Here is a 24,243-nt window from a genome sequence, read left to right as displayed (position 1 = left end):
TGAGAGTGTACTTTATGTAGCTACATAAACGAAAGCAATTTACGACTATGAAAAAAAGATTCACCCTCCAATCGGCTGGCCTGGCTTTAGTAGCGGGTCTGGCCTTCGCTTCCTGCAACGAGGCTCCCAAAGAAGGCGATCAGGCCACCATCACCGATGAAAAGGCCGCCGCCAGCGCCTCGGGCCAGACCTTTGTGGTAGACACGGCCGCCTCGGTGGTGCAGTTCACCGGCAACGGCGTGGGCAAAAACCACCCGGGCACCTTCCAGATGTCATCGGGCACCGTATCAGTGGCGAACGAGCAGATCACCGGGGGGCAGTTTACCATCAACATCAAATCGCTGAAGCTGAAAGAGCAGGAAGAGATGTTCCAGACCAAACTGAAACCCCACCTGCTGAGCGGCGACTTCTTTGACGTGGAGAAATTCGGCACGGCCACCTTTGAGATCACCAAGGTAGAGCCGTACAAATCTGACGGGAAAGACACCTCGCTGGTGGCGGGCGCGAACTTCAGCGTGAGCGGTAACTTCACCCTGAAAGGCGTGACCAAGAACATCACGTTCCCGGCTCGCATTGAACTGGACGATAACGCTCTGGAAGCCGAAGCCAACTTCAACATTGACCGCCGCCAGTGGCAGATGAACTACGGCAACGACAAAACCCTGGGCGACAAGTTCATCTCCGAGACTGTGAACATAGAACTGGACCTGGAAGCGAAAAGACAAGACGGCGCAGCCACCGCTTCTGCGCAATAACCAAAGCCAACCTCCCTTCAAGACAAGAGCCCGGAAACCTGCGTTTTCGGGCTCTTTTGGTAAAAACAGGCGCAAAAAGGGATGTAAGTACAAACCTGAAATGATGTTCTCATCTTTTACGCTGTCATCTGGGAAAATCTCGGGGGTGAACGGCAATGACGTTACTCAAAAGACTTTCTGGCTCTCCCACCAGATCCTTTTAGGATGACTCCATATAAGTAGGCTCAGGTTTCCGATTTGTACTTACCAGGATCTCAAGTTTTCAACTTCCAGACGTTGATCGCCTGAGGCGCGGCATTCCGGGTCTGTCGCCCTACCGTTTCAGTTTCTTCAGCATTTCCTGCACGGTTTCCACAATTGTGGGCCAAACCGGGGAAGTAGGCGCTACCAAGTCGAAATGGCCGGCATCGGGTAGCAGCACTACCTTCGCCTTGTTTTTCTGTCCCGCGGCCTGCTGCACGAAATTCAGGGCCTGGCTCACGGGCACAATCGGGTCGCGGGCTCCCTGCACCATCCGGACGGGCACTTTCAAGGTCAAGCGAGACGAAGGCGTAGCAGCGGCGTAGCGCTCGGGCACCGCCGTGGGCGAACCGCCCAGCAATTTTTCCACAGCGGTGTTGCAACTTCCTTTCTGGGTGCTGTAGGTGGCCAGATCTGGGATGCCGGCCAAGGAAACCACGCCTTTCACTTTCAATGGGTTTTTAGTGTACAGCGGACTCGTCTTGGGTACCTCTTTTCGGCCGGCGGCCCAGAGCGCCAGATGCCCGCCGGCGGAGTGGCCCATCACCATTACCTCTTTGCCTGAAACGGGGTAGTTCCTGGCCAGGTCGCGCACATAATCCACGGCTCGGGCCACATCCAGGAACGTGCCGGGGTAACCGCCGCCCACATCGCCCACGCGCCGAAACTCAATGTTCCAGGTGGCGTAGCCTTGCTGGGTCAGGGCCGCGCTCAGGTGGTTCATGTATTGGTAGTTGAATTGGTTCAGCCAGCAGCCGCCGTGGATCACCACCACCACCGGGAACGGCCCTTTGCCGGACGGCACCCGCAGCTCCCCAAACTGCAGGGAGTCGGGGCCATAGGCAATCCGGGTGCCGGTGGCCGGCGTGGGAAGCTGCGTCAGGTCTTGCCAGGTGATCAGCTTGGGGGCTGGCGTTTGGGCCCGTAGCGGATGCAGGGAGAAGAAAAGGCAGAGCAGCAGAACAGAGAAAAGACACTTCATGGGTTTAGGGCAGATTTTCTGAAAACAGGGCCAAAACGGCTTGGCTCCATTTGAAGAATGAAGGTACGAGAGGCTTTTCACTTTTGATCAAGTATCTTGCCCCCGCTTTCCTCCCCCGGGAAGAAAATTCGGCTGCAACGCCCGTGAATCAATTAAGAAACAGGCCTAGAAGTGAGCCACCGCCGGAGCGCAGCCGTACCACCGTAGAGACAAGAAGAACATGAAACGAGTAGTAATCACAGGCATGGGTGCCTTAACGCCCATCGGGAACACCGTACCAGAATATTGGCACTCCCTGATCAACGGCGTCAGCGGCGCGGGGCCCATCACCCGCTTCGATGCCTCCAAGTTCAAGACCCGTTTCGCCTGCGAGCTGAAGAACTTCGATCCGTTGGAGTTCATGCCGAAGAGCGAGGCCCGCAAGAACGATCTGTACACGCAGTACGCGCTCATTGCCGTGCAGGAAGCGGTGCAGATGGCCAACATCGACTTTGAACACCTGAACCGCAACCGCATTGGCGTAATCTGGGGCACCGGGCACGGCGGCATGATCACGTTCCAGGACCAGTTGCTGGAGTTCGCCGCCGGCGATGGCACCCCGCGGTTCAACCCCTACTTCGTGCCCAAGATGATTGTGGACATCGCGGCGGGCGTCATCTCCATGAAATACGGCTTGCGGGGCGTGAACTTCGCCACGGTCTCGGCCTGCGCCAGCTCCAACACCGCCATCCTGGAAGCCTTCAATCACATTAGATGGGGCAAAGCCGATATGATCATCACCGGCGGATCGGAGGCGTCTATCAACGAGACGGGCATTGGCGGTTTTGGGGCGCTCAAGGCCTTGTCTACCCTCAACGAGGACCCCGCCACCGCCTCGCGGCCCTTTGACGTAACCCGCAACGGCTTTGTGATGGGCGAAGGCGCGGGCGCGCTCATCCTGGAAAGCTACGAGAGCGCCCTGCAGCGCAACGCCCCCATTTTAGCCGAAGTAGTGGGCGGCGGGATGGCCGCCGATGCGTACCACCTCACCGGCACGCACCCCGAGGGCGAAGGCGCGTACCTGGGCATGCTGGAAGCCTTGGCCGAAGCCAACCTCTCCCCTTCTGACATTGATTACCTCAACTGCCACGCCACCTCCACCCCCATCGGCGATGCCAGTGAAGTGATTGCCGTGGAGCGGGTATTTGGCGCGAACACGCACCTGCACCTGAGCGCTACTAAATCCATGACGGGCCATTTACTGGGCGCGGCCGGGGCCATTGAAGCCATTGCGTGTATTAAAGCCGTGCAGGAGAACCTCATTCCGCCTACCATCAACGTGACCCAGCCGGAGCCGGAACTGGCCCAGAAGTTTAACCTCACCTTAGGCAAAGCCGTGCAGAAGGAAGTGAAATACACCATGAGCAACACCTTCGGGTTTGGGGGCCACATCGCCACGGCCATCTTCAAGAAGTTTGAGGGGTAAGGTTCTCCTGATTCTCTCCGGAAAGTGAATCTCGGAAGAACATTTGCGCTATAGAAGGATTGGGTTGAAGGAAAGTAGTCTTGGTTGTTGGTGATAACACTAACAACGGCGAAAAAAGAAAGAAAGTCACGGAAGTAACTTCCGCGCCATAGTGGGCCATCGAGGCCCTAGGAGCTTTAGGGCTCTTTTTGTTAAAACGCCTCCAAAGCACGTTAGGGCAGTTTTACTTCCTTCTGGCCTTCGTTCACGCCTTTCAGAAACGAAATCAGGCCCTTCATGTAGGTTTGCTGATCATCGTAAAAAGCCATGTGGCTGCCTTTGGGGCAATAGAGGTAGCTGCCGTTCTGCACCTGGGTGGCCATCCACTCCATGTGCTTGGGGTCCATGGTATCGAATTCGGCTCCGATGGACAGGGTGGGTACGGTGAGGTTCTTCAGGTCGGCTTTGCGGTCCCACTGCTCCAGTTTGCCCGAGATCCCGAACTCGCTGGGCCCCTGCATGGTCACGTAGAACGACTGGTTCATTTTAGCGAAGGAACGGTTCACGGGCTCGGGCCATTGCTCCAGGGGCAGGCGCAGGACGTGCTTCGCGTAGAAATGCGGCATGAGCAGCTCCATGTATTTGGGGTTCTGAAAGTCTTTACGAGCCTCAATGTCGCGTACCTGCGCCAGCACCTGAGGGTCCATCTGCTTGGCCAGGACTTCATCGGCGTACTTGCCGTAGTCAATGGCACTGGCCATCATGTTGGAGATGATGAGCCCTTTCAGGTTCTGCTGGTACTTGAGGGCGTACTCCAACCCCAGAATGCCGCCCCAGGAATGCCCCAGCAGATAGAAGTTATCGGGACCCAAGTTCAGCGCTTTTCTGACTTGCTCCACTTCCTCTACGTAGCGGGCCAGGTCCCACATAGTAGTGTCCTGGGGGTTGTCTGAGTTGCCGCAGCCCAGCTGGTCATAATAGATGAATTCGATGCCTTCGGCGGGCAGGAAGTTCTCCAGGCACTCAAAGTACTCGTGCGTGGCCCCGGGACCGCCGTTGAGCAACAACAGCTTTATCTTCGGGTTGTTGCCCACGCGCTTCGTCCAGACGTTGAACGTGCCTTTGCCGGTTTGGATGGGCACCATCTGCACGCCGCCGTCCTGCACGCCTTGCTCGGTAGGAGCGAAATAATCACTTGTTGGTGCCGCCGCTGTTTCTGCGGTGTTTTTCTGATTGGAGCAGGAAAACAACAGGGCCAGAAGCAGGAGGCAAGTGCTTTGTAAAAGTTTGTTCATGGGTGGTGTTTAGCTTGGATGTGATGCCTTTTCTTACAATAGCTGTATCACTTTCAGGGTTGTAAGGCTTTGCCCGTTTAAGATATAGACTTATCAGCATACTCCTGTGGAAAGCTGCTTCTTTTCTTTCCATTGGTGCAGTGCAGTCCATTCTATCTTGATTTAGGTTCTCTGTTCGTTTGAGAATTGTTTTCAGAAACCGAAGCAAAAACAGGTAGGCTATTCAACCTACTGTGGTGCTTGTTGGTGATAACACCAACAAGGGCGAAGGACAATAGGCAAGTATAAGCTATGGGTTTGCAATCTTTTCCAGGATTATCACTTCTTTATAGATCCAAGGGAAGAACTCAGGTTTGCTCGTCCACTTTGGCGCCTCTAAGCCGTATTTGTTTTTTACAAAGATCACTAGGTGACATTACGCATTCTTTCAAAATGCTCAATCGTGCCATTGTTGGTGTTATCACCAACAATTTCATTGCCCTTTCTGTAAAACAAGAAAGCAATCCACTTGTCAATGGAGGAACATCAGCATATCACCTTCTTCACGGCCACTATTCTGGAGTGGAAGCACTTGCTGAAACCTGACAAGTACAAGAATATCGTCTTAGACAGCCTCCAGTTTCTGGTGCGGGAAAAGCGAGTAAAGGTGTGTGGGTTTGTGCTGATGCCCAACCACCTGCACTTGCTCTGGAAGATGGTGGAACCGCACCTACGAAAAGATGTACAGCGGGACTTCCTGAAGTTCACGGGGCAGCAGTTAAAGTTTGATCTGGCACAGAACTACCCAGAAGTCCTGGAGCGGTTTCAGGCGGAGGCCAAGGACAGGCACTATCAGATATGGGAACGCAATCCCTTGTCTGTTCACTGTTACTCCGTTGCCGTGACGGAGCAGAAGTTGGAGTACATCCACCAAAACCCGGTGCAGGAGAAATGGAAACTGGCTGAACTGCCGGAAGGCTACTATTACTCGTCGGCTAGGTTTTATTTGGAGAACCAGGATGATTTCGGATTTCTAACACACTATCTTGAGTAGGAATCCGCAGTTTGGGTTGTTGGTGAGAACACCAACAACGGCGAAAAAAGGATTTATCCTGAAAAGCAGAACCCCTATGCCCATGCAGGCTCAGTTTTCTCTTTTGGCTTCCTCCAAAGAATGGCTATTATAAAGAAAACTATTCCATTGTAAAGCAGCAAAGGGGCATCTGAAGTTACAATGGTTAAATTAAAACTAGCCAAGGCATGGAAAAAGCTTACAAATATTATGTTTCTGGTCTTAAGATAGAGAACTGCATAGATGAGACCGCTCCAAAATAAATTGACTTGTGTGCTGAACAAAGCATCCATTGAGGTGACCTCATACCGGAATAAATCTCTTGGCAAATGGGAAAGGGCAAATAATATTTGAGTTATCAAGAGAGCAATCAATAGAGCGAATGATTTTCGCTCTACTTTTCTTTTCAGTAGCAAATAGACCTGAGGGATCAGGTAAGCCCTGTTCAAAACTTCTTCAATGAATGCTCCAATAAAAATATTAAAGGCAAAAATCCCGATTGCTTTAGAGAAGTTTCCAATTGAGGAGAAACTATTAGTCAGGGTTAAACTATGGCCAGAGAATACCAACTTCAGCATCACTCCTACTTGCACCACCGCATATGCGCAGAAGCCTAGGACAAGCCCTTTCTTTATTTCTGCACTTCCTAAACTAAGGTGACGCCAGTGCAAATCGTCATTTCTTTTTAACCAGACCAGAAATATAATCCAGAAAAGATAGACTACTACCCCCCATGCTAATAGATAAAGCTGATTCTTAAATAAATCTCGCCACCCAACAATAATGAATACCCAATTGGCCAGTACAGGAATTGAAGCCATGCTAAGTAAAACCAAGAGCATGACCCATTTTTTGCTAGCGGGAATATCTTCTAAATAATCAAACAGCTTGTTCACAGAAGAGTTATTATTTCTGTTTGAAGATAGCTCTTCCTATACATTTATATAAACATCCCGCTTCAACAAAACCAAAAGAGCCCGGCAACTTACGTTTCCGGGCTCTTTTCATAAAATCAGGCGCTAAATAGACTTAGTCCATCAGCTTCTTGTAGCGGATGCGTTTCGGTTCTACGTCGCCCAGGCGTTTCTTTTTGGCTTCTTCGTAATCAGAGAAGTTTCCTTCAAACCAAACTACTTGGGAGTCGCCTTCAAAGGCCAGGATGTGCGTGGCGATGCGATCCAGGAACCAGCGGTCGTGGCTGATGACCACGGCGCAACCGGCGAAGTTCTCCAGCGCGTCTTCCAGGGCCCGGATAGCATTTACGTCCAGGTCGTTGGTAGGCTCATCCAGCAGGAGCAGGTTGGCACCTTGCTTCAGGGTCATGGCCAGGTGCACACGGTTACGCTCTCCACCGGACAGCACACCTACTTTCTTCTCCTGGTCACCACCGGTGAAGTTGAACTTGCTCACGTAGGCGCGGGCGTTCACCTGACGACCCGCCAACAGCATGGTCTCGGTACCGCCGGAGATGGTTTCAAACACCGATTTGTTCGGGTCCAGGCTTTCGTGCTGCTGGTCTACGTACGCAGTTTCCACGGTGGGTCCTACGGTGATGTTCCCGGCATCGGCGGCTTCACGGCCGGTGATCAGGCGGAACAAGGTAGATTTACCCGCACCATTCGGCCCGATGATCCCCACAATGCCAGCGGGCGGTAAACTGAACGTCAGGTCTTCGAACAGCAATTTGTCCCCGAAGGCTTTGCTCAGACCCTCGGCCTCAATCACCACGTTCCCCAAACGCGGACCGTCTGGGATGAAGAGTTCCAGTTTCTGCTCTTTCTCTTTGGCTTCCTCAGAGGCCATTTTCTCGTAGTTTCCTAAACGGGCTTTGGACTTGGCCTGGCGGGCTTTGGGAGACATGCGGGCCCACTCCAGTTCGCGTTGTAGAGTTTTCTGGCGCTTGCTTTCGGTTTTCTCTTCTTTGGCCAAACGCTCGGCTTTCTGCTCCAGCCAGCTGGTGTAGTTTCCTTTCCACGGAATACCTTCGCCACGGTCCAGTTCCAGAATCCAACCGGCTACTTTGTCCAGGAAGTATCTATCGTGGGTAACGGCGATTACGGTGCCTTTGTATTGCTGCAAGTGTTGCTCCAGCCACAAGACAGACTCGGCATCTAAGTGGTTGGTAGGCTCATCCAGAAGCAATACATCGGGCTCCTGCAACAACAAGCGGCACAGGGCCACGCGGCGTTTCTCACCACCGGAGAGGTTGCCTACCACAGCATCGCCGGGCGGGGTGCGCAGGGCGTCCATGGCGCGTTCCAGTTTGCTGTCCAGGTCCCAGGCACCCAGGTGGTCCAGTTTCTCCTGCACTTCGCCCTGGCGGGCCATCAGCTTGTCAAAATCCGCATTTTCATCCGCGAAGGCTTCGTTGATTTCCTCAAATTCCTTTAAGAGGGCCACGGTCTCGGCGGCACCTTCCTGCACAATTTCCATCACGGTTTTGGAGGGGTCCAGCTGCGGCTCCTGCTCCAGGTAGCCCACGGAATACCCCGGCGAGAATGCCACCTCGCCCTGGAACTGCTTGTCTACGCCGGCAATCACTTTCAGAAGCGATGATTTACCCGAGCCGTTGAGACCCAACACGCCAATTTTGGCGCCGTAGAAGAAGGAAAGATAGATGTTCTTGAGAACTTGTTTCTGCGGCGGGTAAATTTTACTCACCCCCGCCATGGAGAAGATGATAGTTTCGTTGCTCATGAATTAGTAGATAGATTCAGGTCCGTCAATGGGCAGAAATCGTTTAGGAGGCGTTTTCCTAAAAACAGCCTCAAAACGAAACAGATAACCTTGTGCCCGGAAATCAGTATGCAAACTAACGCCGGGTTGCGCTTATTTTCTGCCAATGGGTACAAATATCGTAAATTTTGGCACGGTGGAGTTATGATAATTGGCGTTAATTCATAAACTTGTACCAAAAATAGACTTTAAATTTTACAGTAAATATCCAGTTGATGGAAACCAAAGATTTGTCTGAGGAGGCCCATAAGTACGGCTACATTGAGGGTAACCAGGTGTGGTTGAAGCCATTTATGCACTTTCCGGCCCGCCAGGTAGGCGATGTGAAGGAGGTCCCCGAGGAATCATTGCAATACTTCGCAAACCGATTTGAGAACTTCAAGCTGAAGGTGGACGGCCTGCTGGAGAAGATTGAGACCTCTGAGAACAAGGGTTCTTTCCTGATGAAGGTCCTGCACCTGAAGGAGCAGATTGAGAAATACGACGCCATTGGCGATTTTGAGTCGTTGCACCAGCGTCTCTCGGCCGCGGAGGAGGAGATCAAGGAAGCCATTGCCCGCAACCGCGACAAGAACCTGGCCACCAAGATCACGCTCATCCAACAGGCCGAGGCCCTGCAGGAAAGCATTGACTGGCAGGAAACCACCGACAAGCTGAAGGAGCTGCGCCAGAACTGGATCAAGACCGGCCCCATTGACAAAGCCCTGACCGAGGAACTGGAAGAGCGTTTCAAGACGGCCGTGGAGGTATTCTTCACCCGCAAGAAAGATTTCTTCCAGGACAAGAAGGACATGCTTTCCCGCACCGTGGACAAGTACAAGGCGCTGATTGCCCAGTCTGAGGCGGTGAAGAACTCTGAGGAGTGGGAAGAAACCAGCAAAAAGCTGAAAGACCTGCAGAACCAGTGGAAAGAGATTGGCGGCACCCTGCCCCGCAAGATGTCCAATGACCTCTGGAACAGCTTCAGGGCAGCCAACAACCACTTCTTTGAGCGCCTGAAAAAGCACATTAACAGCCAGAAAACCGAGTCCAAGGACAAGTACCTGGAAGACAACCTGGAGAAGAAACGCTCTTTGGTGGCCCAGGCCGAGGCTTTGCTGGACGAACCCGTTCAGCAGGCCGTGCCCAAAGCCAAGGAACTGCAGGCCGCCTGGAAAAAGGTAGGCCCGGTGAAACAGGAGGAGTCTGACGCCGTGTGGGAAAGTTTCCTGGTGGCGTGCGACAAAATCTTTGAACTGAGCAGCCTGGAGCACTTCATGCGCAAGCGCCCCTTGCCTGAAGGCAAAAACTCAGACAACGACCAACTGCACGCCCGCATCAACGCCCTGCGCGACTTCATCAAGTATGACAAGCAGGAGCTGGAAGTGCTGGAAACCAACCTGGGCCGGTTAAATCCAAATCCGGGGAATGAGGCGTTCCGGACCATGCTGGAAGGCAAAATCAAGAACTTCAACCGGAAAATCCGGACCAAAAACGAATTAATAGAGCTTTTGCGCAAAAAGTCTGGCGTACAAAGCAACAAAATTGCCTAACTCATGCGTAAGCCGTTAGAAATAGTCCTAAAATCTAACGGCTTACCCTATGAGAAGATACTTTTTACTACTTTTCCTTTCTCTTCCTTTCCTGGCCCAGTCCCAGAACATCAAAGGCCCGTACGTGGGGCTCACCACGCAGTTCCAGAACACCTGGATCATCAATGACGAGCAGTACGAAGACGTGAACTACAAACACCGGTTCACGACCAAATGGGCCCCCTTTGGCTTTGTGGCGGGCTATAAATTCAACGAGAACCACAACCTGCAGGCTGAGATCTACCGCTCCCACCAGGGCGAGAAATTTGACCTGATAGACAATGCCGGAAACAAAGCCGGCGAGAAAGAGATTGATCTGGTGTATTGGAATATTCCACTACTTTTCAAGTACACCACCACGGGTACCGTGCGGTTCAATTTTCAGGTAGGTCCGCAGTTGGGTATTCTGCAGAAAGGCACCGAGCGGAACACCTTCTCGCGCACCGCCTCTTACCAGGTTAAGGACAGAACCTTCTCCGTACCACAGGGAGATTACCTGCTGGCCAGCACCAACGAGAGCGACCGCAGCAAGGCCAACGCAGGCGAGTTCAACAAATATGATTTGGGTGTTTTATTAGGATTAGGAGCAGAATACAGCTTAACGGAGAACCTGAGCCTGACGGCCAACCTGCGCTACAGCTACAATTTTGTGAATATCCGGAAAGAGGAACACATTGAAGATTACCGCCGCGATACCGACTATTATGTGCTGCGCCAGAACATGGTAGCCGGCTTCCAGTTGGGCATCAATTATCTTTTCAATACCGGTGACGGCACCACCAGCGCGCGCCACCAGTAAAAAAGAAGACCGTAAGTAAACATTTTACTGTTTTCCCCGTTGTGTTTTAGCGTTGCAGGGGCGCAGCAATAAGAAGAAAAATTTGAATTGTCAATCAAAATCTTATTTTTGCGGCTCGGTTACCTCTGCAACTTGTTTGTATAGCTATACTTTAAAAGCGAATTTATTATGTATTGGACACTTGAACTTGCCTCCTATTTGGAAGATGCCCCTTGGCCAGCTACCAAAGATGAATTAATTGACTACTCTATCCGCTCGGGCGCGCCTATGGAAGTGGTAGAGAACTTACAGGCTCTGGAAGATGATGGACAGCCTTACGAGAGCATCGAAGAAGTTTGGCCAGACTATCCTACCAAAGAGGACTTCATGTTCAACGAAGACGAATACTAATATCAATTAGGAAGCAAGAAGTCACCGCAGGAGTCGCCGCACAGGCATTCCAGGCACAGCCTCCTCCTTCCTGATTCTTACGTACCTTGAGCGTCTTAGAAATAAAAGAACTGGTTGCGGGATACGACGAGCGCGTACTTCTCCGCAACCTTTCTTTTTTAGTACCCGAGCCCGCCTTTGTGGCCATCATTGGGCATAACGGCAGTGGCAAGTCCACGTTCCTGAAAACCCTGACTGGGCAGGTGCCCTACCAAGGACAGATTCTGGTGCAGGGGCAGCCGCTGGTGACCCGCGCCGGCGCCATGGCCCGCTCCCTCTCCTACCTACCGCAGAAAAACAACGTGGCCTTCCCCATTAAGGTGCGCGAGTTGGTGGTCATGGGCCTCTTCCGGCAGAAGCGACTGCTGGAACATTACACCGCGTCAGATTACGCCCGCGCCGAGGCCATGCTGGAGCACCTGCACATCGCGCACCTGAGCCAGCGCACCTTCACAGATTTATCCGGCGGAGAGCAGCAACTGGTCTGGCTCGCGCAACTGATGCTCCAAAACGCGCCCATTGCCCTGCTGGATGAACCCACCCAGCAGTTAGACGTCTACCACAAGAAAAGAGTCTTTGATCTGATGGCCGGTTGGGTGCGCGAAGAACAGAAAACCGTGCTGTGCATCACCCATGACTTACTCAACCTGCTGCCGCTGCAAGGCTATCTGCTGAATATCTCGCAGCCCCGGCCCACGCTGGAGAAAATCTCCCCGGAAGAAGTAATGGCGCAGCAACACTTCCTGGAAACGAAAGCACTGCGGAACGTGTAACCCGTCTTACAAAGCGGAAACTTCGGCTAATTGCCCGGTCGTCAGCTGGTACACGTAGAGCTTGGTCGAGTCCTTGGCGTCAAACTTTCGGTCTTGGTTGGTGTCTGGCCGGGTAATAAACGTAAGGGTATTGCTGTGCCGGTTCACCACCCACTCCACCAACACTTCCGCGGCGGGCGAGACTTGCTTCAGGTGCTGTCCGCTGGCAGTAGAAATGAACAGATAGCTTGGGTCTTCCCACTCGGTCTTCTCAGGGTTTCCCCAGCCCTTGTGCGTGCCACTGATCACCACCAATCTCTCCCCCTCATAGCGGCCGGCCACGTTCAGGAACGTTCTACCAATGACAAACCCGGCAGGAAGCTGTAGCTGCCGGGTTTCCCGGGTTCTGGTATTCAGGAACAGTAGTGTTTTCACTTCCCGTAAACTCAGGATGCTTTTCCCGCGCTCCTGCACTGACGCTACCACCATGTCTGTGGAGTCAATGGCGATGAGCTGGTCAAACCCCGCTGCCAACTTATCCTGCCCCCGCACCTCGCCCGACAGGTGAAACAGAAAACACGCCAAAAGGAACAGGGTTCCTCTTCCCGAGGATACCAGCGAATGAGTTGCAGCCATAGCTTCAGTTTAAATGATACGATTATTCAAAACCCGTTTTAGGCCTGATTTTCAGGAAAACTGCCTTAAAACAGACTTGGCCTAACTAGTCTTGGGGACCGAACTCTCTTGCAGTAGAAATGCCTCGGCTAAGACCAGATCTTCTGGGGTGGTGAGTTTGATGTTGCGGTAACTTCCCTCCACCAGCTCAATTTTATGCCCGAAACGCTCCACCACCGAGGCATCATCGGTGAACAGCGAACTTTCTGGCTGGGCGTAGGCGCGGCGCAGCAAAGGTAACCGGAAACACTGCGGCGTCTGCACCAACCGGTACGCGCTACGGTCTACCGCTTTGGAACTGCCCCCCCGTACCCGCCGGATGGATTCTTTCAAAGACACGGCCACCACGGCTGTCCCGCGCTGGGCAGCGGTAGAATACGCCGCGGTTAAGAGGACATTGTCAATGAAAGGCCGCACGCCGTCATGCACCGCCACTACCCCATCTTCCTCAGCTTCCAGCGCCGCTAGTCCGTTCTTCACCGATTGGAACCGGCTGCTGCCTCCCGTGACCACCCGATGCGGAATCGTGCACTGGTGCTGGCGACACAGGTCTTGCCAGGCGGCAATCTCGGTCTCCGGCAGCACCACCACCAGCGGCATCTCCGGGGAAAAAGCATGGAAGCGGCGCAACGTATGCAGGAGCACGGGCTCACCGGCAATCAGGAGGAACTGTTTAGGCCGGGCGGCCTGCATTCTGCTACCGGAACCTCCGGCGACAATGATGGCGTATTTCTTTAGATCAGGTGACAGCATGATGGCTGCAAGATACACATTCCGGTGCGCCAAGGCTAGTTCCGCTTTGGCGATGATTTTCAGAAAGTGGACCTTAAACGGAACAACGGAGCAGGTAGCCCCTAAGCCTCACTTGTCTTAAAACGACGGTGTCTCGGGCCTTGCTCCGGTTTAGAATTCCAGGATGAACGTGGTGCCTTTGTCCACCTCGCTGGTGACGCTCAGGTTTCCGCCCATGGCTTTGGCCTGCGAATGCGCAATGTACAGCCCCATGCCTTTGCTGTCTTTGTGCTGGTGGAAACGCTGGTACAATCCAAAGATGCGCTCGCCGTACCGCTTCAAGTCAATCCCCAGCCCGTTGTCTGAGAAGTATAATTTCTCGCAGCCGTTCACTTTCTCAGTGGTGATGTCTATGCGCAGGGGCCGGTCTGGCGAGCGGTACTTGATGGCGTTGGTGAGCAGGTTCAGCAGAATACTGTGCAGATATCCGGCGTTGTAATACACCTGGGGCACCTGGGAGAAATCAGTGGTGAGCCGGAAATCCTTCTCGGTGAGGAGGCCGTCTACGGATACAACCACCTTCTCAAAAGCCTCGGCCAGATCTACCTTCTCCTTGTTCGTGTGCGGATTGTCTTTGATGACTAGGACTTCGAGCAGATCATCGATGATGGTGTTCAACTGCACCGTTGACTCCTTGAACTTCTGGATCAGCACCCTGTTCCGGCCCTCAGGAATAGCGTCTGTTTCAATGAGGTTGGCAATGCCGGTGAGGTTCGCTAGCGGTGCCCGCAGGTTGTGTGAGGTAATGAAGGTGAATTGCTTGAGATCGGCGTTGTTCTGGGTTAGCTCAGAAATCAGCACTTCGCGCTCCTGTTCATAGTGCTTGCGGTTGGTGATGTCCCGCAGCATGGAGATCCAGTGGGTGATCTGTTGCTGCCGGTTGAACATAGGAATTAACAAAACCTGCGTCCAGAACTTGCTTCCGTCTTTCCGGTAGTTCTCCAACTCCGCCTCACAGGGTTGGCCTTGGGCCATATTCTGCTGCAACTCCCGCAGGGTGTCAACGTTTGTATCGGGTCCGTTTAAAAACACGGGCTTTCTGCCCAAGGCTTCTTCGGTCGCATACCCTGTTATCCGGGAGAAAGCGTCGTTCACAAAGATGATCTTCAGTTCCTGCGGATGATCAGAAGTAACCTCGTTGATGATGACGGCGTCTTTGGCATTGGTGATGACCGACTCCAACAGTCGCAGCTGTTGCTCTTCGGCCTTCAGTTGGGTGATGTCGGTAGAAAGCGCGAACACGCTCTCCAGCCGGCCCTCACTGTCAAACTGCGGCTGCACCAGCATCCTGATCCAGAGCTTATCGCCAGATTTAGAGTAGAGGGCAATGTCACACTCTGCGGGCTCAGAGCTCATCGCTTTGTTGTTCAACAAGTCAACGGACTCAGGATCTGTTTCAGGGCCGGGCAGGAAAGTGGCCGGTTTTTTCCCCACTACTTCCTCTAAGCTATAACCGAATGTTCTGGTAAATGCCGGGTTGATCCATTGGATGGAGAGATCAGGTTTCATAATGAGAATGCCATTCACCATCTCCCGGGCCACAACAGACAGCCGGCGCAGTTCCTGTTCCCTCAGGGTCTGTTCCGTCACGTCTTGAATAGCGCCGATAATTCGCACGGCTTTTCCTTCTTCATTCCGGAGCACGGTACCCTGGTCTATGACAATGGCATACTCCTCGTTTGATTTCCGGAAGCGGTATTCTTCGCGCCAAAACTCCTGGTCATCACTGGCGATGGCTTTGTCCAATGATGCGTTTACCCTCTCCAGATCATCTGGATGCACCTGCAGCGCCCAAAAATCCAGTTCAGGCCCAAACTCCTGTGCTTTGTAGCCGAACAGCCGCTCAAAACCGATTCCCCAGTTAATCTTGAAGTTGACCACGTCCAGGTCCCAGACCGCATCATGGGTGGCCATGGTGGCGTAATAAAACCGATCGTTGCTCTCACGCAGTTCCTTCTCTGACAGCTTGCTCTCCATGATGAGTAGCAACAGATTCCGGATGCTTTCCATGGTCTGTTCTTCTGCCGGGGTGGGCATTCTCACTTCATGGTAATACATGGCGACTGTGCCCAGCACTTTCCGGTTAGCTCCCAGCAAGGGGAAAGACCAACTGGCCCTAATGCCATAGGCCTGATAGAAGTGTGCATGATTCTTCCAGCGTGAGTCCGTGGTGATGTCGGCAGCGAACACCTTCTCGCCCAGAGAAGCCGCCGCACCGCAGGAGCCTATGCTATCGCCAATCTTCAGCCCATTAGTTTCCTGCCAGAACCCTTCTGGCAAGCTGGGAGCCGCCACCATATACAACCGGTCGCCTTCCAGCCGCATGCAGGAACAGAACATGCCTGGGTGGAGCTTTTCAATTCCTTCCAGGTAAAACGAGACCGTAGACTCCAGGGTACTGCCAGGCAGGGTGTTTTTCTCCAGGACTTGTTTGCCCAGTTGCTCCAATTCCATGACCCGTTTGTAGTCGCTTACCTCCGGGAGCGGCGCGGTATCCGTTTTCTCCGAGGCGAGTTGCCGGTTGTGCTCTCTGGCTTTCTCCAGTTCCTGGCGGGCGACCTGCAACTCGGCCTGCAAGGCCTCTACCTGCTTTTTCAAAGCCTCCTCTGCCTCGGCTGCGCGCGGCGTTTCCTGGTCATCCAACGGCTGTTTGCCCTCCGCTCGCCCCGCCGGCGTTCCCTGGTTCAAAGGCCCACGACTCTCTTGCGTTTCACCCTTCATTCACCTTAATAAACAAATCAGGATATTACTTCTTCAACGTCCTTATATCTCCCAGCCATTGGTAGGCCAGGAATCTCTTGCGTAGTCCTTGGGGCGGGGGACCCGATGGTTTTTACGCCAGCAACCGAGGTGGGTAGTACTGCCAATTAGCAGAATAAAGATAAGCCAATCCTTTATACTACCTATTCTGGAAAAGGATTTTGTCAATTTCTCTCCTATTTCTTCGCAGAACAGTCTAATTGTTTGCTCTGTCATAAGACATTTCGTTTTCCTTGGTGTGTTTCAGGGCTCTTTTGTTTAAAACGGCCCTAAAACAAAACGCCTCACCAGTAAGGTACTGGTGAGGCGTTTTGTTGACACTTTGGCTATTAGAGAATCAGCATCACGTCACCGTAGCTGAAGAACTTATATTTCTCTTTGATGGCGCTCTGGTACGCTTCCATGATCAGGTCATAGCCTCCAAAAGCGGCGGCCATCATCAGGAGCGTGGACTCCGGCATGTGGAAGTTGGTGATCAGGCTGTTCGCGATTTTGAAGTCATACGGAGGGAACACGAATTTATCGGTCCAGCCTTCGTTGGGCTTCAGGCGGCTGTTCGCTGACACGGAGGATTCCAGGGCGCGCATGGTGGTGGTACCTACCGCGCACACGCGTTTCTTGGCATCCAGAGCCTTGTTCACGACCTGGGCGGTTGTTTCGTTCACGAAGAACTGCTCAGAATCCATCTTGTGCTTGGTGAGGTCTTCCACGTCTACCTGACGGAACGTACCTAAACCTACGTGCAAGGTGACCGGGGCCACGTCTACGCCTTTCAGCTCCAGACGCTTCAGTACCTCACGGGTGAAGTGCAGACCGGCGGTGGGCGCGGCTACGGCACCGGTGATCTCGGCGTATACGGTTTGGTACCGCTCTTCGTCTTCGGGCTCTGGCTCGCGCTTGATGTATTTAGGCAGCGGGGTTTCGCCCAGGCTGTGCACTACTTTGTAGAACTCCTCGTCTGGTCCGTCATAGAGGAACTTGATGGTACGGCCGCGGGAAGTGGTGTTGTCAATTACCTCGGCTACCAGGTCGCTGTCCCCGAAGTAGAGTTTGTTGCCCACCCTGATCTTACGGGCCGGGTCTACCAGCACATCCCACAGGTGTATACGCTTGTCCAGCTCGCGCAACAGGAACACTTCAATCTTGGCGCCGGTTTTCTCCTTGTTTCCGTATAAACGGGCCGGAAACACTTTGGTGTTGTTGGTCACCACCACATCACCGTCATCAAAATAACCAATGATGTCTTTGAAGACTTTATGTTCTATCTTGCCGCTGTCGCGGTGGATGACCATCATTCTGGCTTCGTCACGGTTTGGGGCCGGATGGGTCGCCATCAGGTCATTGGGCAGGTCAAATTTAAACTCTGATAACTTCATTTTTAATATTACGGTATTAAAATATTCGCGAAATAGAGGGCAAAGGTAGGCAGTTTGCGCTAATTTCCTTTACTTTCCGCTAAATATAAGTATTGCTGCTCCCTGAATTTGCTTTTGTGGCAAGCAGGGCAGTGTAAGAAAACAACCCCTTTCGCTACTAATAAGTTTGTTGCATCCCTAAACTATTTCAGAAAGGGTTCTTTCTCTTTCTCACCCTTCAACGGTAGCTTTCTTCATGTTATACATCCGGCTGGTTTATGAGAGTTTTCAGTTTGCCTGGCAGGCCCTGCGGTCTAATCTGCTGCGCACCATCCTTTCGTTACTGGGCGTGACCATTGGCATTTTCGCCATCATCTCGGTGTTCACCATCGTGGACTCGCTGGAGCGCAGCATCCGGGAGAGCATGAGTTTTGTGGGCGAGCGCATTGTGTACGTGGAGAAATTCCCCTGGATTTTCAAAGACGGCTCTGACATCCCGTGGTGGAAGTTCATGCAGCGGCCCTCGCCCAACACGCGCGAGTTCAGGTACATGCACGAGAACCTGGAGAACGCCGAAGCCGTTGCCCTGGTGGCCCGGCGGGGCGGCAACACGTTCAAGCACCGCAACAACAGCATGGGCGGCATCATGCTGCAGGGCGTGACGCTGGATTTCAACAAAGTGGCCGAGGTGCCCATTGAAGAGGGCCGGTTCTTCACCCAGCAAGAGGTAGACGGCTCGCGCAACGTGATTGTGATCGGGAACGAGATCGCCGTGAATCTTTTCCCCTTCGGCTCTGCCGTGGGCGGCGACATCAGGATCAGCGGCCAGAAATTCACCGTGATTGGCGTGATGGAGAAGCAGGGCGCCGGTCTGTTTGAGGGCATGCCCACCAATGACAAGAACTCCTACGTGCCGTTTGGGGCTTTTGGGAAGATGTTTGCCGGCGGGCCGCGGGGCGTGCAGCCCACGCTCATGGTCAAAGGCAAGGTGGAAGACGTGGGCCTGCAGAACCTGGAGTACGAGGTGAAGGGCAAGATGCGCACCATCCGGGGCCTCAAGCCTTATGACGAGGACAACTTTGCCATTAACCGCTCAGAGATGATGGCCGACGCCATTGGCGAGATGTTCTCCATCATTGGCATTGCGGGCTGGGTGATTGGCGGCTTCTCCATTCTGGTGGGCGGCTTCGGCATTGCCAACATCATGTTCGTGTCTGTGAAGGAGCGCACCAACATCATCGGGATCCAGAAATCGCTGGGCGCGAAAAACTTTTTCATTCTCTTCCAGTTCCTCTTTGAGTCTGTGTTCCTGAGCCTGATAGGGGGCGGCGTGGGCATTCTGCTGGTGTCTTTGATCACCTTAATCCCCATGGGTACGCTGGATATTATTCTTACGCCCGGCAACATTCTGCTGGGCTTGGGCGTATCGGTCGTGATTGGCGTACTCTCAGGCATTATTCCGGCGGTCATTGCTTCCCATCTGGACCCCGTGATTGCCATCAGGTCTAAATAGCGTTTCCAGACCATCGGTTTACCCGGCACCCATTCAGATTTATTTTAAGATGACGTGCCTGTTTTCGGCCTCTTTTCCGTAAAACAGGCTAGAAATAAGAATGCTATATGACGAAGTTGAGAAAATCAAGCAAAACCAAGCTGCAAGACGAAACCACGAACGTGGGAAGCGGCACTACCATTATTCAGCCTGACGCGAATGACCGCAAGGTTGAATCTTTACAGGAAGCCAAGAAAATAGCCAAACGCGAGTCGCCGGCCATCAGCGAAGATGACAAGCGCATCCGGGAGGCGTTCACCGATAAAGACTGGAACGAAATCAAAATAGCTGACTCCTGGCAGATCTTCAAGGTGATGTCTGAGTTTGTGGAGGGTTTTGAGAAAATGGCCAAGATTGGGCCCTGCGTGTCCATCTTCGGCTCGGCCAGAACCAAACCCGATAACCCGTACTACATCATGGCCGAGGAGATTGCCGCCAAATTGGTGCGCCACGGCTACGGCGTGATCACCGGCGGCGGCCCCGGCATCATGGAGGCCGGCAACAAGGGCGCGCACTCTGAGGGCGGCCGCTCCGTGGGTCTGAACATCCAGTTGCCGTTTGAGCAGTTCAACAACATTTACATTGACCCAGACAAGCTCATCAACTTTGACTACTTCTTTGTGCGCAAGGTGATGTTTGTGAAATACGCGCAGGGCTTCATTGGCATGCCCGGCGGCTTCGGTACGCTGGACGAGCTGTTTGAGGCCATCACGTTGATTCAAACCAAGAAGATTGGCAAATTCCCGATTGTGCTGGTGGGCAAGAAGTACTGGCAGGGCATGTTTGACTGGATCAAAGACGTGATGCTCACCCAGGAAAGCAACATCAGCCCAGAGGATCTGGATCTGGTGCACCTGGTAGACAACGCCACCGATGCCGTCAAAGTCATTGATGATTTCTACAGCAAATACCTGCTGTCGCCCAACTTCTAGGAGCAAAACATATCCCGGGCCGTTTATGGCCTGCTTTTACCAAAAGAGCCCCGATACGCATCGGGGCTCTTTTGTTTTTACAGAGTAGCTGGTCCAACCCTCCTTTCGCTTTCCGGTCGCTTTCAGCGGTTTGTTATTCTTTGTCAACCAGTTATATTTATACAGTATACAGACAGCATCTATCGTCTCATTATATCTACCAGCTAACCTTTAATAATATCCATGAAAAAAATCTTTACTGTATTTCTGTGCGCGTCTACTTTGTTTGTTTCTGGCTGCGCGTCTATTGTCTCAGAATCTAAATACCCCATCAACCTTGCCAGTACGCCTGACGGGGCTTCCTTTACCATTGTGAACCGCAACGGGCAGGAAGTAGCCAGCGGCCAAACTCCCACTACGGTAGTGTTACCCGCCGGCAACGGTTTCTTCAAGAAAGGGATTTACGCCATCAAGTTCAGCAAAGCCGGCTACTCAGATAAAACCCTCACCTTAGAGGCTGGTGTAGACGGCTGGTACTTTGGCAACCTGTTGTTTGGCGGCCTTATTGGGATGCTCATTGTAGACCCTGCCACGGGTGCCATGTACAAATTCAACCAGAAAGACGTGAAGGCTATGCTTTCCCAAAACACCGCATTTGCCCCGCTGCAGGGCGAAGGACTCAAGATTGTTTCAGTGGAAGACATCCCCTTGGAACTGAGAGAAAAGTTAGTGGAACTGAAATAGCCGTTTCACCCCTGTTTTTAGAAAAAGAGCCCCGAAACGCAGCGGGGCTCTTTTGTTTTGACTCCGTATCAAGATGCCGGCCTTAGCAGCAGACTTCCTTCACTTATAGGCCTTTCAGCCCTTTCCATTTAGGGGCTGCTTTTCTAAAAACAGCCCCTAAATGGAAAGGGCTGAAAGATGATGGCAAAGCAACACTGTGTTTCTGGCTAACCAACATGCAATGCTTATTTTTAATTATCGGTAATTATTTATTGTTTATCAATAAATAATTACCGATAATTGTTTTCATCTTCAAACATGATGTCGCTATGGAAACCACTCCCTCTACCATTTTAAGAGTCATGAACGTTATCTTCTGGGTACTGTTTATTGGGCTCTGCATCAAAACAGGTGCTATTCTCGTCTCGTTTGCGGTAAGTCTTTTTGTGAATGCCGAGGGTGCCAAAGACTTGTACCAGGGGCTGGATTTGTCTGAACTTTACCACTTCAACAGATCACTCTACATTCAGACGGTGTCGCTGTTCATTGCCCTCACGGGTTTGAAAGCCTACATCGCCTACCTGGTGGTCAAGGTTTTTCTGAAATTTAAACTTGCAAGGCCGTTCAGTCAGCAGCTGGTGACTTTGTTTTCCAAGGTGAGTTACTACGCGGTGGGAGCTGGTATCATTGCCTTGATCGCCAGCGGGCACAGTAAATTCGTCCTGAAAAAGGGAATCGCCATTCCGCTCCATTGGGGCAGCGAGGAAATTTTATTTTTTGCAGGCGTGATTTATATCCTGGCGCTGATCTTCAAAAAAGGCGCTGAGCTGCAAGCCGAGAATGATTTAACCGTTTAACGAATGCCCATCATTGTAAACTTAGACGTTGTCATGGCCCAACGCAAAATCTCCCTGAATGAGTTGTCTGAAAAAGTTGGGGTAACTTTATCTAACCTTTCCATCTTGAAAACAGGAAAGGCTAAGGCCATCCGGTTTAGCACGTTGGAGGCCATTTGCAAAACGTTAAACTGCCAGCCGGGAGATATTTTAGAATATGTAGAGGATTAAAAAAACTCAAGTGATGCGCTTGGGCGAAGCTAGTGGCACCTTTTTCAACAACCCATGCCCAGCACTATCTCTTTAAAACCCTTTTGCCTTTCATGACTACTGCTACCAAAAGACAGAAACAAGCCCGCGTGCTGCGCGATTTCCGGAAAGTGCACCGGCTTACCGGGGCTTTGCTGTTCGTCTTTTTCTTCGTGATTTCTATCACCGGCCTGTTGCTGGGCTGGAAAAAGCACACCGGCGGCCTGATTCTGGCTAAAACCCACGCGGGCACGTCTACCAACCTGAAAGACTGGCTCCCCGTGGACAGCCTGACCGCCAACGCCTTTAAAGCCGTCAAAGACTCGCTGGGCCCAGAGGTTTCCCTTACCCTAGACCGCATTGACATGCGCCCCGACAAAGGCACCGTGAAATTCCTCTTCGTGGAAAAATACTTGGGTGTACAGTTAGACGCCGCTACCGGCCAGCTCCTGCACCTGGAAACCCGCCGCGCCGATTTTATTGAGAACCTCCACGATGGCACTATTCTGGACCGATGGTTTGGCGTAGACAGCGGCGTTCTGAAAGTGATGTACAGTACCATCATGGGCGTGGCCCTCCTCATCTTCACCATTACCGGTTTCTGGCTATGGTACGGCCCCAAACGCATGAAACAGGAAAAACCGGAGGTGGTCTCCAGACCCAACGGTGGCCCAAGACCGGCCAGACCTGTTCGGCCCGCCTGACCGGAAGCGCATTATTGCTCCTGCTTGTTTTTGCCGTTCTTCTGGAAAGTAGCCGCAAAACAGAAAACCGCTCCTGGCGGATCATTTCATGCCAGACTTACGTAATATTCCTCCTCTTTCCTTACTGCCCCAGCCATGCCTTTTCTTGACCAAATCACTGAACCTACCCTCCTGTTGAATGAAACTGTTGCCCGCGCTAACATCCGCCGGATGGCCGATAAAGCCCACAGGCACCACGTTACGCTGCGCCCGCACTTCAAAACGCATCAGTCCAGGCAAGTAGGTGAATGGTTCAAAGCCGAAGGCATCACTTCTATCACGGTTTCCTCGGTGAAGATGGCGCAGTACTTCGCCCGGCACGGCTGGCAAAACATCACTATTGCGTTTCCGTTGAACCGAAGACAACTGCCCCAACTAGCTGAACTGGCCCGTCAGATCACCTTAAACCTGACCGTCACCTCGGCAGATGATATAAGCTTCCTGCGGGAACACTTAACGGAACAAGTAAACGTGTGGGTGAAGGCAGATACCGGCTACGGACGCACCGGCATCAAAACCGAAGACACCGCCGCTTTGGATACCGTTTTACATGAACTGGCGCAAACCCCGCAGCACCCGTTTCTGGGATTCCTGGCCCACGCCGGCCATAGTTACAAAGCCAGAAATAAGGAAGCCATTGTGGCTATCCACCAGGAGACCCTTACCAAGATGAGAGCCTTGAAAGAACGGTATTCCGGGGCGTGGCCGGGGTTGCAACTTTCCATTGGGGATACGCCCAGCTGCAGCGTCACGGAAGATTTCTCTGGCATGAACGAGATCCGGCCGGGCAACTTCGTCTTCTATGACTTGATGCAAAACCTTATCAGTTCCTGCCGCTTGGAAGACATTGCCGTAGCCGTGGCTTGCCCTGTAGTCGCCCTGCACCCGGACCGCAACGAGATCATTCTCTACGGCGGCTCCGTGCATTTCTCCAAAGACGCCCTGCCGCAGGCGGATGGGGGCGTCATCTTCGGGCTGGTAGTACCGCTGACGGAGAATGGCTGGGGAGCGCCTTTGTCAGAAACAGCCTTGGTTTCGCTTTCGCAGGAACACGGCATCGTGCGCACCACGCCGGAACTGTTCTCACAGTTTGAGATTGGCGGTTTGGTGGGTGTGCTTCCGGTGCATTCCTGCCTGACCGCTGATTTGATGAAAGGCTATCTTACGTTGCAAGGCGAGCGGCTGGAGCATTTGAGCGGCATAAATGGCTTCTAGTCTGTTTTTGGGCTGTTTTAAGGAAAAGGGTAAGGAAACGGAACTGGCGTAGACACTCGTAGGAGCTGCGCACGCTACGAGGTCTTTTGCACAACGGTTTATTCTATTTCCGCTGGCGCGAGCGTCACGCTCGTGTCCGCAAGCATTCCAGATTAACCATCAACAAGGATCAGATAAAGAAGGCATGAGCGGGACGCTCGCGCCAGCAGGGGTTTATGCCAACATTCATTGAGTAACTCTCTACTTCCAACCCCCTTTTCCGAAAACAGCCCTGAAACGCTCCCACTAATGACTAGCAACTGACAACTAAAAACTCTCTTCCACCCCTAAACTATTCCCTTCCAAATTCGGTTAAGAAGAGATGGATTGCCCGCTCCT

General features: G+C 52.6%; 22 protein-coding genes. 14 read left to right on the top strand and 8 right to left on the bottom strand.

Going from position 1 to position 24,243, the window contains the following annotated elements; translation table 11 throughout:
* Window positions 1-47: 47 nt before the first annotated feature.
* On the top strand, window positions 48-755 hold the full coding sequence (locus H7U12_RS14425; protein WP_186639192.1) for a YceI family protein: 708 nt from the start codon (window positions 48-50) through the stop codon (window positions 753-755).
* A 313-nt stretch (window positions 756-1,068) separates the two neighbouring features.
* Here the strand turns inward: H7U12_RS14425 and H7U12_RS14420 are convergent, their stop codons facing one another.
* The gene (locus H7U12_RS14420) at window positions 1,069-1,977 is read right to left on the bottom strand and encodes an alpha/beta hydrolase family protein (RefSeq protein ID WP_186639190.1); all 909 of its coding nucleotides are present in this window, start codon (window positions 1,975-1,977) and stop codon (window positions 1,069-1,071) included.
* 220 nt (window positions 1,978-2,197) lie between these two features.
* On the opposite strand from H7U12_RS14420, the gene fabF reads away from it, so the two are divergent.
* Window positions 2,198-3,442, top strand: coding sequence for a beta-ketoacyl-ACP synthase II (gene fabF, locus H7U12_RS14415; RefSeq protein WP_186639188.1), 1,245 nt, complete (start codon window positions 2,198-2,200; stop codon window positions 3,440-3,442).
* Between the two features lie 212 nt (window positions 3,443-3,654).
* Here the strand turns inward: fabF and H7U12_RS14410 are convergent, their stop codons facing one another.
* Window positions 3,655-4,716: a proline iminopeptidase-family hydrolase gene (locus H7U12_RS14410; RefSeq protein WP_186639186.1), complete on the bottom strand. Its 1,062-nt coding sequence runs from the start codon at window positions 4,714-4,716 to the stop codon at window positions 3,655-3,657.
* 514 nt (window positions 4,717-5,230) lie between these two features.
* Between H7U12_RS14410 and H7U12_RS14405 the strand changes: the two genes are divergently transcribed.
* Window positions 5,231-5,749, top strand: coding sequence for a transposase (locus H7U12_RS14405; protein ID WP_186639184.1), 519 nt, complete (start codon window positions 5,231-5,233; stop codon window positions 5,747-5,749).
* Window positions 5,750-5,823: 74 nt separating this feature from the next.
* Here H7U12_RS14405 and H7U12_RS14400 read toward each other — a convergent pair whose 3' ends face one another.
* Both H7U12_RS14400 and ettA read right to left on the bottom strand, forming a co-directional pair.
* Window positions 5,824-6,663, bottom strand: coding sequence for a CPBP family intramembrane glutamic endopeptidase (locus tag H7U12_RS14400; RefSeq protein ID WP_186639182.1), 840 nt, complete (start codon window positions 6,661-6,663; stop codon window positions 5,824-5,826).
* Window positions 6,664-6,796: 133 nt separating this feature from the next.
* Complete coding sequence (ettA, locus tag H7U12_RS14395) at window positions 6,797-8,464, bottom strand: energy-dependent translational throttle protein EttA (protein WP_186639180.1); 1,668 nt, start codon at window positions 8,462-8,464, stop codon at window positions 6,797-6,799.
* A gap of 254 nt (window positions 8,465-8,718) precedes the next feature.
* On the opposite strand from ettA, the gene H7U12_RS14390 reads away from it, so the two are divergent.
* From H7U12_RS14390 to H7U12_RS14375, 4 genes are all read left to right on the top strand, one after another.
* Window positions 8,719-10,035: a DUF349 domain-containing protein gene (locus tag H7U12_RS14390; protein WP_186639178.1), complete on the top strand. Its 1,317-nt coding sequence runs from the start codon at window positions 8,719-8,721 to the stop codon at window positions 10,033-10,035.
* 49 nt (window positions 10,036-10,084) lie between these two features.
* A complete protein-coding gene (locus H7U12_RS14385) occupies window positions 10,085-10,873 on the top strand; it encodes an outer membrane beta-barrel protein (protein WP_186639176.1) in 789 nt (262 codons plus the stop codon).
* Window positions 10,874-11,041: 168 nt separating this feature from the next.
* A complete protein-coding gene (locus H7U12_RS14380; RefSeq protein ID WP_022821757.1) occupies window positions 11,042-11,263 on the top strand; it encodes a DUF2795 domain-containing protein in 222 nt (73 codons plus the stop codon).
* A gap of 86 nt (window positions 11,264-11,349) precedes the next feature.
* Window positions 11,350-12,075 (top strand): ABC transporter ATP-binding protein, encoded by a 726-nt coding sequence (locus tag H7U12_RS14375; RefSeq protein WP_186639174.1) that lies wholly within the window; start codon window positions 11,350-11,352, stop codon window positions 12,073-12,075.
* 6 nt (window positions 12,076-12,081) lie between these two features.
* On the opposite strand, the gene H7U12_RS14370 is transcribed toward H7U12_RS14375, so the two are convergent.
* From H7U12_RS14370 to queA, 4 genes are all read right to left on the bottom strand, one after another.
* Window positions 12,082-12,690 (bottom strand): hypothetical protein, encoded by a 609-nt coding sequence (locus H7U12_RS14370; protein ID WP_186639172.1) that lies wholly within the window; start codon window positions 12,688-12,690, stop codon window positions 12,082-12,084.
* Between the two features lie 81 nt (window positions 12,691-12,771).
* Window positions 12,772-13,515, bottom strand: a complete 744-nt coding sequence (locus H7U12_RS14365; protein WP_317170778.1) for a 2-C-methyl-D-erythritol 4-phosphate cytidylyltransferase — start codon at window positions 13,513-13,515, stop codon at window positions 12,772-12,774.
* A gap of 117 nt (window positions 13,516-13,632) precedes the next feature.
* A complete protein-coding gene (locus H7U12_RS14360) occupies window positions 13,633-16,209 on the bottom strand; it encodes a PAS domain S-box protein (protein ID WP_186639167.1) in 2,577 nt (858 codons plus the stop codon).
* Between the two features lie 401 nt (window positions 16,210-16,610).
* Window positions 16,611-17,657 (bottom strand): tRNA preQ1(34) S-adenosylmethionine ribosyltransferase-isomerase QueA, encoded by a 1,047-nt coding sequence (gene queA, locus H7U12_RS14355; protein WP_186639165.1) that lies wholly within the window; start codon window positions 17,655-17,657, stop codon window positions 16,611-16,613.
* Between the two features lie 235 nt (window positions 17,658-17,892).
* Between queA and H7U12_RS14350 the strand changes: the two genes are divergently transcribed.
* From H7U12_RS14350 to H7U12_RS14320, 7 genes are all read left to right on the top strand, one after another.
* Window positions 17,893-19,149, top strand: a complete 1,257-nt coding sequence (locus tag H7U12_RS14350) for an ABC transporter permease (protein WP_186639163.1) — start codon at window positions 17,893-17,895, stop codon at window positions 19,147-19,149.
* A 107-nt stretch (window positions 19,150-19,256) separates the two neighbouring features.
* The gene (locus H7U12_RS14345; protein ID WP_186639160.1) at window positions 19,257-20,120 is read left to right on the top strand and encodes an LOG family protein; all 864 of its coding nucleotides are present in this window, start codon (window positions 19,257-19,259) and stop codon (window positions 20,118-20,120) included.
* A 222-nt stretch (window positions 20,121-20,342) separates the two neighbouring features.
* On the top strand, window positions 20,343-20,843 hold the full coding sequence (locus H7U12_RS14340; protein WP_186639158.1) for a hypothetical protein: 501 nt from the start codon (window positions 20,343-20,345) through the stop codon (window positions 20,841-20,843).
* Window positions 20,844-21,151: 308 nt separating this feature from the next.
* Window positions 21,152-21,679, top strand: coding sequence for a DUF2975 domain-containing protein (locus tag H7U12_RS14335; RefSeq protein ID WP_186639156.1), 528 nt, complete (start codon window positions 21,152-21,154; stop codon window positions 21,677-21,679).
* Window positions 21,680-21,682: 3 nt separating this feature from the next.
* The gene (locus H7U12_RS14330; RefSeq protein WP_123133250.1) at window positions 21,683-21,889 is read left to right on the top strand and encodes a helix-turn-helix domain-containing protein; all 207 of its coding nucleotides are present in this window, start codon (window positions 21,683-21,685) and stop codon (window positions 21,887-21,889) included.
* 92 nt (window positions 21,890-21,981) lie between these two features.
* A complete protein-coding gene (locus H7U12_RS14325) occupies window positions 21,982-22,611 on the top strand; it encodes a PepSY-associated TM helix domain-containing protein (protein WP_186639154.1) in 630 nt (209 codons plus the stop codon).
* Between the two features lie 135 nt (window positions 22,612-22,746).
* Window positions 22,747-23,865, top strand: coding sequence for an alanine racemase (locus H7U12_RS14320; RefSeq protein WP_186639152.1), 1,119 nt, complete (start codon window positions 22,747-22,749; stop codon window positions 23,863-23,865).
* Window positions 23,866-24,243 lie beyond the last annotated feature (378 nt).

Source organism: Rufibacter sediminis, from assembly GCF_014269285.1.
Lineage (GTDB): Bacteria > Bacteroidota > Bacteroidia > Cytophagales > Hymenobacteraceae > Nibribacter > Nibribacter sediminis.
This window is presented reverse-complemented; position numbering and strand designations above follow the sequence as displayed.